Consider the following 13,576-nt stretch of genomic DNA (forward strand, 5'->3'; position numbering starts at 1 on the left):
TAGGCCAGCCGGAGCCGCGGCCTACTTGAAGAAGGCGATGCCGTCGTCCGGCAGATCGCCCAGACCCCTGGCCATCTCGGCGACGTCCTCGGGCGTGACGACCTTCTTCAGCTGCGCCGACATGTACGGACGCAGCGGCACCTCGGGGGTCTGCTTCTCGCCCACCCACATCAGGTCGCCCTTCACATACCCGTAGAGGCGCTTGCCGCCGGTGTACGGGCCGGAGGCCGCCGTGCGGGCGACCGCGTCGGTGACCAGGTCGATCTGCGGCTTCTGGTCGGCGAGCTCGCCGTACCAGACCTCGACGACGCCGTCGTCGCGCACCATCACGGTCTCGACCTTGCGGTCCTTGTCGATGCGCCAGAAGCCCGACTCGGACTCCAGCGGCTTCACCTTGTTGCCCTCGGCGTCGAGCACCCACGTGTGCGAGTGGTACTCGATGAAGTCTCGCCCGTCATGGGAGAAGGACACTTCCTGGCCGAAATTCGCCTTCTCGGCGCCGGGGAAGTCGGTGACGCCCGCGCCGGCCCAGTTGCCGAGGAGCCAAACGAGGGGCACGAGGTCGGGGTGCAGGTCGGACGGAATCTCGATCATGGGAAGCTCAGACGATCTCTAGGTGGCGTACGGGGCGTACGGGACTCAGCGCTGACCCTGGTACAGCTTCTTCACGGTCAGACCGGCGAACGCGAGAACGCCGACGCAGACCAGAACCAGCAGGGCGGAGAAGAAGGCCTCAAGCACGGGGTGCTCCTCGGTGAGCTATCGGGGCAGGTATCAGAGCCGGTCCCACTGTAGTCGTGCGCGGCCCGCCGCTCGCTGCTAGGTGGCCTTACGGGTGACCGCGGGGCGAGCACGCGGATGGCCATACGATGCGGGCATGGCGAAGAAGCTCGTGATCAAGGTGACCGCCGGGGCCGACGCCCCCGAGCGCTGCTCGCAGGCCTTCACGGTGGCGGCGGTGGCCGTGGCCAGCGGCGTCGAGGTCTCCCTCTGGCTGACCGGCGAATCCGCGTGGTTCGCGCTGCCGGGCCGCGCGGCGGAGTTCGAACTGCCGCACGCGGCACCGCTCCCCGACCTGATCGACTCGATCCTGGCCGCGGGCGGCATCACGCTCTGCACACAGTGCGCGGCGCGCCGCGACATCACCGAGAAGGACGTGCTCGACGGAGTACGGATCGCGGGCGCCCAGGTATTCGTCCAGGAAGCCATGACGGACGGCACCCAGGCGCTCGTCTACTGACGGCGCCGGTCACTGACGGCGCCGGTCACTGACGGCGCCGGTCACTGACGGCGCCGCTTTCCGTCCAGCTCGTCCCACCACTCGTCGGACTTCGAGTCCCCCGACGGGTCGTCCCACCAGCGGTCATCGGCGCCGCGCCGGTTCGCCACCATCGCGGCGACCGGCGGGATCACCATCGCCACGACACACATCCCGACGGCGACGGGGATGGACCAGAGCCTCACGACGCCCCACGCCAGGACGAAGAGGGCGATGCACGTCCCCATCATGGCGAAGTAGGCGTGCCGCCTTCGCGCGTACATACGTCCAGCGTAAGCCGGAGGGCCGCACCCCGACCCGGTGGCGTCCAACCCCCTGGGGTGCGGCCCTCCGGCCGTCAGTGATCCGCTGCCGTCAGACTGCGATCGCCACCTCGGCGAGGCCGCCCGTCTGGGCCACCACCGTGCGGTCCGCCGTGCCGCCCGGGATGAGGGCGCGCAGCGTCCACGTGCCCTCGGCCGCGTAGAAGCGGAACTGGCCGGTGGCCGAGGTGGGGACCTCGGCGGTGAACTCGCCGGTCGAGTCGAGCAGGCGCACGTAGCCGCTGACGGGCTCGCCGTCGCGGGTCACCTGGCCCTGGATGGTGGTCTCGCCGGGCTTGATGGTCGAGGCGTCGGGGCCGCCGGCCTTCGCTCCACACATATTTCGATTCCGTCCTTCAGGCCTGGTGGGTTACTTGTTGGCGCCGAGCTCGATCGGCACGCCGACGAGGGAGCCGTACTCGGTCCAGGAGCCGTCGTAGTTCTTGACGTTGGTCTGGCCGAGCAGCTCGTGCAGGACGAACCAGGTCAGGGCCGAACGCTCACCGATGCGGCAGTACGCGATGGTGTCCTTGGCCAGGTCGACCTGCTCGTCCTCGTAGAGGGCCTTGAGCTCGTCGTCCGACTTGAAGGTGCCGTCGTCGTTGGCGTTCTTCGACCACGGGATGTTGCGCGCGGACGGGACGTGGCCCGGACGCTGCGACTGCTCCTGGGGCAGGTGCGCCGGGGCGAGCAGCTTGCCGCTGAACTCGTCGGGCGAGCGCACGTCGACCAGGTTCTGCGAGCCGATCGCGTTGACGACGTCGTCGCGGAAGGCGCGGATCGAGGCGTCCTGCGGCTTGGCCTTGTAGGACGTGGCGGGGCGGCTGGGGACCTCGGAGCCGTCGACCAGGTCGCGGGAGTCGAGCTCCCACTTCTTGCGGCCGCCGTCGAGGAGCTTCACGTCCTGGTGGCCGTAGAGCTTGAAGTACCAGAAGGCGTAGGACGCGAACCAGTTGTTGTTGCCGCCGTAGAGGACGACGGTGGTGTCGTTCGCGATGCCCTTGGCCGAGAGGAGCTTCTCGAAGCCCTCCTGGTCGACGAAGTCGCGGCGGACCGGGTCCTGGAGGTCGTCGGTCCAGTCGATGCGGATCGCGTTCTTGATGTGGTTCTTGTCGTACGCGGAGGTGTCTTCGTCGACCTCCACGATGGCGACCTTCGGGTCGTCGATGTGGGCCTCGACCCAGTCGGCGTCTACCAGGACGTCGCTGCGGCTCATACTTCTTCTCCTCCGGGGCAGTTACGGCGGGGCTTTGGTGCTGTACGAGGGGTTCGTGACGGGTACGTGCGGTGACTGCGCTGTAGCGCGGCGTACGCGGCACGGGGTGGCCCTGACGGTGTCAACGGGCCGGGGGATACGGGAGTCGGAGCTCCCGCTCAGAAGGTGCGACAGAGCATGGCGGCGACGCGGCACAGGTCTACTGCCCGCCGCTTCGTGAGGTCCGCCTGTCGCTGCATGCGTCCGATCGTAAGGACGCGAGGGCGGCCGTGTCACCGGGGTGTCGGATGGTGAGACGGGATCATCCACGATGTGGGATGCGTGGTGGATGCGACCAACGGAAAAGCCGCCCGCGCGGGGGCGGGGAGCGGTGTTCGCTCCTGTCGCATCCATCGCGCGGACGGCTTCGTCTCGCACTGCGGAACGGCCGCTCTTGGCGGCCGATCCTGGCGGCCGTCAGGGCGGCCGTCAGGGCGGCCGCCGCGGGCCTCAGCCCGCGAGCTTCACGTTCGTGCCCTTGACCGAGATGTCCACGCCGTCCTGCGCCGGCTCCACCCCGTCGATCTTGATGCCGCCCGGCAGCCCGCTGACCTTCTCCTCGAAGTCGGTCACGTCCCGGACCATGCCCTCGGGGAGCGGGATCGAGACGCCCATGACCTCGAACTTCTTCGGGATCTCGTCGGCGTTCACCTTGATCGTGTCCCCGTCGACCGTCACCGAGCTCAGCACGTGCACCGGCTTGGGCAGCTTCGCGCCGCCCTTGCTCACCTCGACCTCGACCTTGATCTTGTTGCCGCCGCCGTCCGAGAGCCCGACCACCTTGCCGGTGGCGCCGAGCGGCAGCTCGACCGGCTCGCCCTGGGCCTGCTTGAGCAGCTCGTCGTACGAGATGTGGGCGGTGCCCGTGGCCTTGTCGGCGGTGGCCGAGCTGTAGTCGCCGGAGAACTCGACGCCCTGCATCCGGGCGTTCAGGTCGGCGATGCGGATCTTGTCGGAGCCGGAGGCTGCGTCGTAGTCCTTGATGCCGATCTCGACGTCGTCGAGCGTGCCGCCCGCGACCTGGGTCAGGAAGGGAAAGCCCTTGATGGAGACGTCGGGCGTCTCGCTGAGCCCCTCGCTGGTACGCAGCTTCTCCGCCGCCTCGTCCTCCGCGAAACCCACCGCGAGGCGGTCGGCGCCGACGAAGAGACCCCCCAGGATCACGAGGACGATCAGAAGTATTCGTACGGAGCGCTTCATGTCCGGTGTTCCCCCACCTTGTACCCCCGCTTGGCTGTCGTTGCCGCGAGCCTAAAGGACAGGTCCCCGGCCACAGTGCCCGGCCGGGGACCTGTCGATCAGCTGTGACGATCAGCCGATGGCCCTGCCCAGGAGGTAGACGGCCGGGGCGGCGGCGGCGAGCGGCAGCGCGACACCCGCCGTCATGTGCACGAAGCGCGACGGGTAGTCGTAGCTGGCGACCCGGTGGCCGATCAGCGCGCAGACACCGGCGCCGAGGCCGAGCAGCGCGCCCTTGCTGCCGAAGTCCGTCATGCCGCCGACGGCGATACCGGCGCCAGCGGCGGCGAGCAGCGCGACGACGACGGAAGCGGGCGTCGGCAGGGGCAGCGCGCGGGCGATCACGGCGACCGCGACGGCGATGCCGCCCACCGTCACGGCGTCGTCCGACGCCGCGAGGTGCCCGGTCGCGATGATCGCGAGCGCGGCGGACGCGACGGTCGCCATCAGGCCGGCCATCCGCTCGTCGGCGGAGGCGCGGCTGCGCAGCTGGAGCACCAGGACGAGCAGCACCCATACGCCGAGGGTGCCGAGGATCGCGGCGGGCGCGTTCTCCTTGCCGGTGACGAGGAGGGCGATGTCGGCGACGACGCCGCCCAGGAAGGCGAGCGCGATGCCCTGCCGGGCGGGCCACATCCCGTTGAGCCGGAACCATCCGGCGGCGGTGACGGCCTGCAGCAGGATGAGCGGTACGAGGAGTGCGTACTGCCCGACGGCGGCCGTACCGGCGAGCAGCAGCCCGAGGACCGCGGTCAGCGCGGCGGGCTGGATGCCCGGCTCTATGATCGGCGACCGCCCTTCGGCGCGGGCGCGCTGGGCGTCGGTGACGCGGGGGTTGCCGGTGGTGGTGGCGGGGCCGTAGGTGGCGGGGTCGGCTTCGGCCGCCTCGTCCGCTGCCGCTGCCGCTGCGGCGACCGGCGGCTGGGGCTGCTGGGGGTGCGGCTGCGGTTGCTGCGGCTGCCCGTACCCCTGCGGCGGCAGATAGGCCGTCTCCGTCACGTCCACCGCGGGTGAGGGCTGGATCTGGGTGTCCCAGGTCTGCCCCTCCCACTGCTGGGTGTACGCGTCCTGGGAGTACGGCTGCTGCTGAGGCTGCGGGTACTGGTGCTGATGCTGCTGCTGCGCGTACTGCTGCTGCGCGTACTGCTGTTGCTGGTACTGCTGCTGGGCGTACTGCTGCTCGGGAGAGTAGGCCTGCTGCTGCTCGGGTGCAGGCGGGTACTCCTGCCGGTACGGGTCCTGGTCCCCGTACTGCTGGTCCCCGTACTGATGCTCCCCGTACCCGTCGTAACGCGGATCGCTCATGTCGCTGCTCACCCTCCTGCGAACGGCGGGAGCACCTCGACCGTGCCGCCCTCGGCCAGCCGTACCGTCTCATGCCCACGGGTACCCACGGGGTCGCCGTCGATGAGGAACGAGCATCGCCGCAGTACACGGACCAGCTCACCGGGGTGTCGCTCGCGTGCCGCGTCCAGCGCCTCGGCCAGCGTCGTCGCGGCGTACGGCTCCTCCGCGACACCTGCGGCTGCTTTGGCCGCGGCCCAGTAACGAATGGTGCCGTTCACCATCACAGCTCCTCTCCTTCGGCTCCTTCGGCGGTTGCCGACGTCCATGATGCCGTGGCCCACCCGGCGATCCGACCGAGCAGGACGTCGTCCGCCGCGTTCTCCGCGTGCCCCATGCCCGTCTCCAGCCACAGTTCCGCCCCGCCGCGGGCGGCGGCGGCCAGCATCCGGGGGTGGTCGACGGGGAAGTACGGGTCGCGGTCTCCGTGCACGATCAGCAGCGGCGTGGGCGCGATCAGCGGGACGGATTCCACCGGGGAGAGCGGGACGGGGTCCCACTCGTGCGGGTGGATTCGTGTGCGCAGGCCCAGCCGGCCCACCACACGCCCCACGGGCCGCGTCACCACCCAGTGCAGCCGCCGCATCGGCGCCGTCCCCCGGTAGAACCAGCGGGCCGGAGCACTCACCGCGACGACCGCGTCAACCCGCGCTTCCGTGCGCCCCCCGTGCGCGGTCCCGGCGAGGGCCGCGTGCCGGAGCACCACGGAACCGCCCATCGAGAAACCCACGGTCACCACGCGCGTGTGGCCGATGGACCGCGCCCACTCGACCGCGGCCGCCAGATCGAGCACCTCGCGGTCGCCGACCGTGGAGAGGCCGCCGGACGCCCCGTGGCCCCGGAAGGAGAACGTGATCACGGCCGCGGCCTTGGCGAAGACCTTCGCGGCACGGCGCACGTGCGGCCGGTCCAGATCTCCCGTGAAGCCGTGCGCGATCACGATCGCGAGGTCCGTCCCGGGGTCCGGACCGGGCTCGTACAGGGCGTCGATCGCGACTCCGTCCCGTGTACGGAGCGTTGCGCTCCGCTGAACGTGAGTGATCGGTGGCACAGAAGATCGCGCGACTTGACCTGCCGGACCGGAACTCATGTGGGCTATTCTCCTTGGCAGAGGATCCGGGCAGCGAAGCCCCCGGGTCCTTTCGTGCTTTCAGACGCGTGGTGATCCACAGCGCGCCAGGGCCCAGGGCGCGGGCCCCGGAATCACGGCAGTACCAGGTAGTAACAGTACGAAGCAGTGCCGTAAACGTCCTCGCAGGGACCGAGGAGGAACCGACGTTATGGGCGAGCGAAACGTGCACAACCGTATGACGACCCAGGCAGGTGGGCGGCGATGAGTTCTCTGCTGCTCCTCACGAATGCCCTTCAGCCGTCGACGGAGGTGCTTCCCGCCCTCGGCCTGCTGCTGCACAACGTGCGGGTGGCCCCCGCCGAAGGCCCGGCCCTCGTCGACACCCCTGGTGCCGACGTCATTTTGATCGACGGCCGCCGTGACCTCCCGCAGGTCCGCAGCCTCTGCCAGCTCCTCCGCTCCACGGGACCCGGCTGTCCGCTGGTCCTCGTCGTCACGGAGGGCGGCCTCGCGGCCGTCACCGCCGACTGGGGCATCGACGACGTCCTTCTCGACACCGCGGGTCCCGCCGAGGTCGAGGCGCGGCTGCGGCTCGCGATGGGCCGCCAGTCGATCACCGCCGACGACTCCCCCATGGAGATCCGCAACGGCGATCTCTCCGTGGACGAGGCGACGTACAGCGCGAAGCTGAAGGGGCGGGTCCTGGACCTGACCTTCAAGGAGTTCGAGCTGCTCAAGTACCTGGCGCAGCACCCCGGGCGCGTCTTCACGCGGGCCCAGCTGCTCCAGGAGGTGTGGGGCTACGACTACTTCGGCGGCACGCGGACGGTCGACGTCCACGTACGGCGCCTGCGCGCGAAGCTCGGCGTGGAGCACGAGTCGCTGATCGGCACCGTCCGGAATGTCGGCTACCGCTTCGTCACGCCGGAGAAGGTCGAACGCGCTGCCGACGAGAAGAGGGCGAAGGCGGCGACTCCGCCGGCCGAGGGCGAGCACCGGGAGATCCCGACGCGCGCGGCGGCACCTGCCGCGTCCGCCGCGAACTCCGCGCCGAAGGAAGCTGCCGTACGCCCTGCCCAGCGGTAGTTCCATCCGCGTAGACTCCGCGCGTGGCCAAGGTGACTCGGGATGACGTTGCGCGACTTGCGGGTACTTCGACCGCCGTCGTCAGCTATGTCATCAACAACGGACCTAGGCCGGTTGCCCCGGCCACGCGCGAGCGTGTACTCGCCGCGATCAAGGAGCTGGGCTACCGGCCCGACCGGGTCGCCCAGGCCATGGCGTCGCGGCGGACCGACCTCATAGGCATGATCGTGCCGGACGCGCGGCAGCCGTTCTTCGCGGAGATGACGCATGCCGTGGAGCAGGCGGCCTCCGAGCGCGGAAAAATGGTGCTCGTCGGCAACACGGACTACGTGGACGAGCGCGAGGCCCACTATCTGCGGGCCTTCCTCGGCATGCGGGTCTCCGGTCTCATCCTCGTCAGCCACGGTCTGACGGATCAGGCCGCCGCCGAGATCGACGCGTGGGACGCGCGGGTCGTGCTGCTTCACGAGCGGCCCGAGGCGATCGACGACGTCGCGGTCGTCACGGACGACCTCGGCGGCGCGCAGCTCGCCACCCGTCACCTCCTCGAACACGGCCATGAGTACGTGGCGTGTGTCGGCGGCACCGCCGACACCCCGACCGTCGGCGACCCCGTCTCCGACCACGTCGAGGGCTGGCGGCGTGCGATGCGGGAGGCCGGGCGCTCGGTCGAGGGACGGCTCTTCGAGGCTCCGTACAACCGGTACGACGCGTATCTGATGGCGCTTGAGCTGCTTGCCAGGCCGGACCGGCCGACGGCGATCTTCTGCTCCACCGACGACCAGGCGATCGGCATCCTGCGGGCGGCTCGTGAGCTGCGGATCGATGTGCCGGAGCAGTTGGCCGTGGCCGGCTTCGACGACGTGAAGGAAGCGGGGCTCACGGACCCGCCGCTGACGACGGTGGCCTCGGACCGCCCCGCGATGGCGCGCGCCGCGGTCGACCTCGTCCTGGACGACGGGCTTCGGGTCGCCGGTTCGCGCCGGGAACGCCTGAAGCTGTTCCCGTCGCGTCTCGTGGTCCGGCAGTCCTGCGGCTGCAACTGACGTACCCCCGCCCCGGGCGGCTTTATATGGGGCATACGCACTTCTACCGGTGTTCTCAGGGCGCACTCAGCCGCCTCTCATGAACGCCGCGCAGCCTTGAACCCATGACCGAGACCTTCCGCCACAGCGGCGAGTACCCCCAGCAGCAGCAGTCGTCAGCGCCTGTTCACCATGGCGGTACGCAGGGCGCGTACCCGCCCCCGCCCGCTTTCGCATCGGAAGAGCCGCGGCCCCCGAAGCCGCCGCGCCGACGGGCCAAGGGACCCATGGCCCTGCTCGCCGCGGTCGCCATCGCGGCGGCGGCCGTCGGCGGCGGCACCGCGTACGCCTTCCAGGAGCTGACCGGCAAGGACGGCACGTCGAGCAGCGCGACCAACACGAACGTCGTGCCCACCAGCCAGAAGGGCACCGTCGCCGGTGTCGCCGAGGCGGTCAGCCCCAGCATCGTGGAGATCAGCGCGAAGTCCGGTTCGGGCGAGGCCACCGGCTCCGGCGTGATCATCACGAAGGACGGCGAGATCATCACGAACAACCACGTGATCTCCGGTGCCTCGTCGGTCAAGGTGACGACGAACGACGGGAAGACGTACGACGCCGAGGTCGTCGGCACCGACAGCAAGAAGGACCTGGCGCTGATCAAGCTCAAGGACGCCTCCGGGCTCAAGCCCGCGAGCCTCGGCAACTCCGACAACGTCAAGATCGGCGACGACGTCGTGGCGATCGGCTCCCCCGAGGGCCTGACCGGCACCGTCACCAGCGGCATCATCTCCGCCCTCGACCGGGACGTCACCGTCTCGACCGACGAGGACCAGGGACAGCAGCAGCAACAGCAGGGCGGCGGCAACTGGCCCTTCGAGTACGGCGGCGAGCAGTTCAACGGCGACACCGGCTCGTCGAAGACCACGTACAAGGCCCTGCAGACCGACGCCTCGCTCAACCCGGGGAACTCCGGCGGCGCCCTCATCGACATGAACGGCAACATCGTCGGCATCAACTCCGCGATGTACTCGCCCAGTTCGTCGCAGGCCGGCTCCGAGTCGGGCTCCGGCAGCGTCGGCCTCGGCTTCGCCATCCCGATCAACACGGTCAAGGCCGACCTGGACACCCTGCGGGCCGGCTCGACCGACTGACCCCGACCACTCCCCCCGGAGCACCTGGAGGCCGCCATGCCCGGACCCCTGATCACCGTCAACCGCGCCCGGCACGCCCTGGCCGCCACCCTCGGCTGGGGCAGCACGCCAGACACCGATCCGGCGGGCCTCGGCCTCCCGCTCGCCGTGGCCGGGGAACTGCACGGCGCCTCCGCGTCCCGCGCCCCCGAAGTGGCCACGGCCACGGCACCGTCCTCCCGGCCCGCCGCACGCCGCAAGCCCCGCGCGCGCGTGCGAGGCTGATACCGGCCCCGTCCACCGCCCGCACCCGAGGAAGTAACGAGCCGATGAGCCCCGCCGAAGGCGACCGCGAACAGCTGCGCATCCTGATCGTCGACGACGAGCCCGCCGTGCGGGAGGCGCTGCAGCGCAGTCTCGCCTTCGAGGGGTACGGGACGGAGGTCGCCGTCGACGGCGCCGACGCGCTGGAGAAGGCGGCGGCCTACCGCCCCGACCTGGTCGTACTCGACATCCAGATGCCCCGCATGGACGGCCTCACCGCCGCCCGGCGCCTGCGCGCGACCGGCTCCCTGACGCCCATCCTGATGCTCACCGCGCGCGACACCGTCGGTGACCGTGTCACGGGGCTCGACGCGGGCGCCGACGACTACCTGGTCAAGCCGTTCGAGCTGGACGAGCTCTTCGCCCGCATCCGGGCGCTCCTGCGCCGCAGTTCGTACGCCGCCGGAGCGGGGCAGGCCGAGGAAGGCGACACGCTCGCCTTCGCCGACCTGCGGATGGACCTCGCGACGCGGGAGGTCACGCGGGGGGCCCGGACCGTGGAGCTGACCCGCACGGAGTTCACCCTCCTGGAGATGTTCCTCGCGCATCCGCGTCAGGTGCTCACGCGGGAGCAGATCCTGAAGGCGGTCTGGGGCTTCGACTTCGAGCCGTCCTCCAACTCCCTGGACGTGTACGTCATGTACCTGCGCCGCAAGACGGAGGCGGGGGGCGAGCCTCGCCTGGTCCATACGGTGCGGGGCGTGGGGTATGTGCTGCGGCCGGGGTCCACCGGGGTCGGCGAGTGAGCGGGTTCTTCCATCGCTACCGCACGATGCCGTTGCGCTCGCGGCTCGCGTTGCTGGTGGCGTGCGCGGTGGCACTGGCGGTGGCCGCCGTCGCGGTGTCGTGCTGGCTCCTGACCCGCTCGCAGCTGCGCGAGCAGATGGACGACTCGCTGCGCAGCCTCAACGTCGGCGGGCCCTACCTCGCGGACACGGTCGCTCCCTGTCGTGACACGCACAGCTCCCCCAACGACGAGACGGCGCCCGGCACCACGACGGTCTTCGTGCAGGTCGTCCAGCCGGACGGCACGCGCTGCGTGGGGCGCGGCTCCACACCCGTCGTGGTGGAGGGCGACGATCTGCAGGTGGCCCGGGGCCTTCGGGAGCAGACCCTGCACGACGGCGAGACCGACGACGGCGAGTCGGTGCGCGTCCTGACGCAGATGCAGGGCGATTTCACGGTGTCCCTTGCCCGCCCGCTCTCCGAGGTCGACGCCCCCCTGAACAGGCTCGCGCTGCTGCTCGCCGCGGCAGCGGGCATCGGCGTCATCGGTGCGGGCGCCGCCGGCCTCTGGGTGGCCCGCACCGGCCTGCGCCCCGTCGACGAGCTCACCGCGGCCGTCGAGCACGTGGCCCGCACCGAGGACCTGGACCTCAGGATTCCCGCCGAGGGCGACGACGAGATCGCCCGGCTCTCCCGCTCCTTCAACTCCATGACCGCATCGCTCGCCTCGTCCCGCGACCTCCAGCAGCAGCTCATCGCCGACGCAGGGCACGAGCTGCGCACCCCCCTCACCTCGCTCCGTACGAACATCGAGCTGCTCGCCCGCAGCGAGGAGACCGGGCGGGCCATCCCGCCCGACGACCGCAAGGCGCTGCTCGCCTCCGTGACCGCGCAGATGACCGAACTGGCGGCGCTGATCGGCGACTTGCAGGAGCTGTCCCGCACGGACAGCGGGCAGAGCGGAAAGGTGCAGGTCGTCGCCCTGCACGAAGTCGTGGACGCGGCCCTCGAGCGGGCGCGGCTGCGTGGCCCCGAGCTGACCTTCGAGGCGGACCTCGCCCCCTGGTACGTACGCGCCGAGCCCGCGGCCCTTGAGCGGGCCATCGTGAACATCCTGGACAACGCGGTGAAGTTCGGCCCCCCGGGCTCCTCCGTCGAGGTGGCCCTGAAGGGCGGCGCGCTGACCGTCCGCGATCACGGCCCCGGCATCCCCACCGACGAACTCCCGCACGTCTTCGACCGCTTCTGGCGTTCCCCGTCGGCCCGCAGCCTCCCCGGATCGGGCCTCGGCCTGTCCATCGTGGCCCGCACCGTGCACCAGTCGGGCGGCGAGGTGGAGCTCCGGCCCGCCGGGGGCGGCGGGACCGTGGCGACGGTCCGCCTGCCGGGAGCGCCGACCCCGCCCCCCACCGCCGTGTGAGCCGCTACTTGCCGATCCCCAGGCCCGTACCGCTCAGCCGCACCCGGATGCCGTCCTGCTGCACGCTCACGTCCTGCAGCCAGACGTTCCCCTTGCCCGGCAGCTTCGGCAGCTGGAAGGCGAGCGTGAGGCGGTCGGTGAGGACGGGGCGGGTGAGCCCGGCGAGGCCCTTGAGGAGGCCAGGGTCCAGGCCCAGCTTCTTCAGGAGCTCGGGGTGGCCCATCGCGACGTCGATGAGGTTGAGGCCCATCACGTCGTTGATGAAGCGGGGCGATCCGACGAGATCGTGGAGCTTGGTGTCGCTCTTCAGGGCGCCGCTGACCACGGAGTCCGGGACACCGAGCCGCTTGACGATCGACGGCACGGAGAGCAGCGCCTTCGCCTTGGCGGTCTCCTCGGCGAGGCGGTCCGCGGACTTCTTGCTGAGGTGCAGGCCCTCGGACTCGCGGGTGCCGGGGCGGTAGGTCGCCAGGTCGCCGATCTGCAGGCTCATCCTGCCGATGTCGGTGGAGATGCCGCGGTCGCCGTTGCGCTGGATGCGGGCGTCCGCGCGCAGCTTCAGGTCGTGGCCCGCGACGGGCAGCGTGCCGCGGGCGAGGACCTGGTCGCTGCCGTGGCCGGTGAACGTGACCTGTGACGCGCCCAGTTCACGGTTCAGGTCGTCGAAGGAGAGCAGCACCTCGCCCTTCATCTCGCGGATGAGGGCGCCCTTGATGTCGGTGGGCCCGTCGCCGGTGATCGTCACGTCCTCGGCGGTGGCGGAGACCTGGGCGAGCGAGATCCGGTCGGCCGCGACGTCCGGGACGGTGACCTTGACCTTGTCGACGCGCTTGTCGACGACCTGGGTCAGGAAGGGGAAGCCCTCGATGTCGACCTCGGGGGTGGCGCTCAGGTGCAGGGTGTCCTTGAGCTTCTCCGCGGCCTCGTGCTCGGCGTAGAGCAGGGCCCAGCGGTCACCGAGCCCGAGGAACGCGGTGGCGACCAGAAGCGCCACGACGGCCTTCGCGGCGAGCGGGAGCCCGGCGAACCGGTTCACGCGGCGGCGGCTGCCGCGGCGGTGGTTCGGGGGCTGCCAGGGGGCGTCGGCCTTGTCGGCGCCGGCCGCGCTGTCGTCGTCGTCCGTGTCGCGGAGGAAGTCCTCCAGCGGGTTCGGCGAGGCGAGGGCGCCGAGCTCGTCGTACGGGTTGAGCGGGGCGGTCGTCTCTGCCGCCGCTGGAGCTGCTTCGGGGGGAACCGATTCGGCGTGCCAACCATCAGACGGATTAGCCTGGTTGTGATCGGGCGGAAGCGTGGCTATGCGGTGGGGGGAACGCATCAGCTGATTTCACCATACGTTCACACCCCACCCCAAGCCTTACGCCCAGTAACGACCGA

17 protein-coding genes are annotated in these 13,576 nt (G+C 70.7%); 7 read left to right on the forward strand and 10 right to left on the reverse strand.

All coding sequences use genetic code 11. The features are described from left to right. Positions 1 to 21 precede the first annotated feature (21 nt). Positions 22 to 594, reverse strand: coding sequence for an FABP family protein (locus AB0I66_RS40865; RefSeq protein WP_363213162.1), 573 nt, complete (start codon positions 592 to 594; stop codon positions 22 to 24). Between the two features lie 283 nt (positions 595 to 877). Between AB0I66_RS40865 and AB0I66_RS40870 the strand changes: the two genes are divergently transcribed. Beyond that, positions 878 to 1,240, forward strand: a complete 363-nt coding sequence (locus AB0I66_RS40870) for a DsrE family protein (RefSeq protein WP_363213163.1) — start codon at positions 878 to 880, stop codon at positions 1,238 to 1,240. A gap of 41 nt (positions 1,241 to 1,281) precedes the next feature. On the opposite strand, the gene AB0I66_RS40875 is transcribed toward AB0I66_RS40870, so the two are convergent. The 8 genes from AB0I66_RS40875 to AB0I66_RS40910 form a co-directional block, all read right to left on the reverse strand. Continuing rightward, positions 1,282 to 1,542, reverse strand: coding sequence for a DUF3099 domain-containing protein (locus AB0I66_RS40875; protein ID WP_190083710.1), 261 nt, complete (start codon positions 1,540 to 1,542; stop codon positions 1,282 to 1,284). Positions 1,543 to 1,633: 91 nt separating this feature from the next. Continuing rightward, positions 1,634 to 1,921 carry a DUF1416 domain-containing protein gene (locus AB0I66_RS40880; protein ID WP_160505842.1) on the reverse strand — a complete coding sequence of 96 codons (288 nt, stop codon included), beginning with the start codon at positions 1,919 to 1,921 and terminating at the stop codon, positions 1,634 to 1,636. 30 nt (positions 1,922 to 1,951) lie between these two features. Then, positions 1,952 to 2,797, reverse strand: a complete 846-nt coding sequence (locus tag AB0I66_RS40885; protein WP_363213164.1) for a sulfurtransferase — start codon at positions 2,795 to 2,797, stop codon at positions 1,952 to 1,954. 158 nt (positions 2,798 to 2,955) lie between these two features. Next, the gene (locus tag AB0I66_RS40890; RefSeq protein WP_351007875.1) at positions 2,956 to 3,036 is read right to left on the reverse strand and encodes a putative leader peptide; all 81 of its coding nucleotides are present in this window, start codon (positions 3,034 to 3,036) and stop codon (positions 2,956 to 2,958) included. Between the two features lie 250 nt (positions 3,037 to 3,286). Further along, complete coding sequence (locus tag AB0I66_RS40895) at positions 3,287 to 4,036, reverse strand: DUF2993 domain-containing protein (RefSeq protein ID WP_363213165.1); 750 nt, start codon at positions 4,034 to 4,036, stop codon at positions 3,287 to 3,289. A gap of 111 nt (positions 4,037 to 4,147) precedes the next feature. Then, positions 4,148 to 5,380, reverse strand: a complete 1,233-nt coding sequence (locus AB0I66_RS40900) for a hypothetical protein (protein ID WP_363213166.1) — start codon at positions 5,378 to 5,380, stop codon at positions 4,148 to 4,150. An 8-nt stretch (positions 5,381 to 5,388) separates the two neighbouring features. Then, a complete protein-coding gene (locus AB0I66_RS40905) occupies positions 5,389 to 5,643 on the reverse strand; it encodes a MoaD/ThiS family protein (protein ID WP_160505846.1) in 255 nt (84 codons plus the stop codon). Next, a complete protein-coding gene (locus AB0I66_RS40910; RefSeq protein ID WP_363213167.1) occupies positions 5,643 to 6,509 on the reverse strand; it encodes an alpha/beta fold hydrolase in 867 nt (288 codons plus the stop codon). The genes AB0I66_RS40905 and AB0I66_RS40910 overlap by 1 nt, the downstream gene beginning before the upstream one ends. A 243-nt stretch (positions 6,510 to 6,752) precedes the next feature. Between AB0I66_RS40910 and AB0I66_RS40915 the strand changes: the two genes are divergently transcribed. From AB0I66_RS40915 to AB0I66_RS40940, 6 genes are all read left to right on the forward strand, one after another. Beyond that, positions 6,753 to 7,577, forward strand: a complete 825-nt coding sequence (locus AB0I66_RS40915) for a response regulator transcription factor (RefSeq protein WP_363213168.1) — start codon at positions 6,753 to 6,755, stop codon at positions 7,575 to 7,577. Between the two features lie 23 nt (positions 7,578 to 7,600). Further along, entirely contained in the window at positions 7,601 to 8,623 is a 1,023-nt protein-coding gene (locus AB0I66_RS40920; protein WP_363213169.1) for a LacI family DNA-binding transcriptional regulator, read from the forward strand. 104 nt (positions 8,624 to 8,727) lie between these two features. Beyond that, positions 8,728 to 9,753, forward strand: coding sequence for a trypsin-like peptidase domain-containing protein (locus AB0I66_RS40925; RefSeq protein ID WP_363213170.1), 1,026 nt, complete (start codon positions 8,728 to 8,730; stop codon positions 9,751 to 9,753). Between the two features lie 36 nt (positions 9,754 to 9,789). Then, complete coding sequence (locus tag AB0I66_RS40930; RefSeq protein WP_363213171.1) at positions 9,790 to 10,017, forward strand: hypothetical protein; 228 nt, start codon at positions 9,790 to 9,792, stop codon at positions 10,015 to 10,017. Between the two features lie 44 nt (positions 10,018 to 10,061). Then, positions 10,062 to 10,802: a response regulator transcription factor gene (locus AB0I66_RS40935; RefSeq protein WP_363213172.1), complete on the forward strand. Its 741-nt coding sequence runs from the start codon at positions 10,062 to 10,064 to the stop codon at positions 10,800 to 10,802. Between the two features lie 26 nt (positions 10,803 to 10,828). Next, positions 10,829 to 12,202, forward strand: coding sequence for a HAMP domain-containing sensor histidine kinase (locus AB0I66_RS40940; protein WP_363213221.1), 1,374 nt, complete (start codon positions 10,829 to 10,831; stop codon positions 12,200 to 12,202). Between the two features lie 4 nt (positions 12,203 to 12,206). Here the strand turns inward: AB0I66_RS40940 and AB0I66_RS40945 are convergent, their stop codons facing one another. After that, positions 12,207 to 13,517 (reverse strand): DUF2993 domain-containing protein, encoded by a 1,311-nt coding sequence (locus tag AB0I66_RS40945; protein WP_363213173.1) that lies wholly within the window; start codon positions 13,515 to 13,517, stop codon positions 12,207 to 12,209. Positions 13,518 to 13,576: the final 59 nt, after the last annotated feature.

This window comes from Streptomyces sp. NPDC050439 (assembly GCF_040655335.1).
GTDB lineage: Bacteria > Actinomycetota > Actinomycetes > Streptomycetales > Streptomycetaceae > Streptomyces.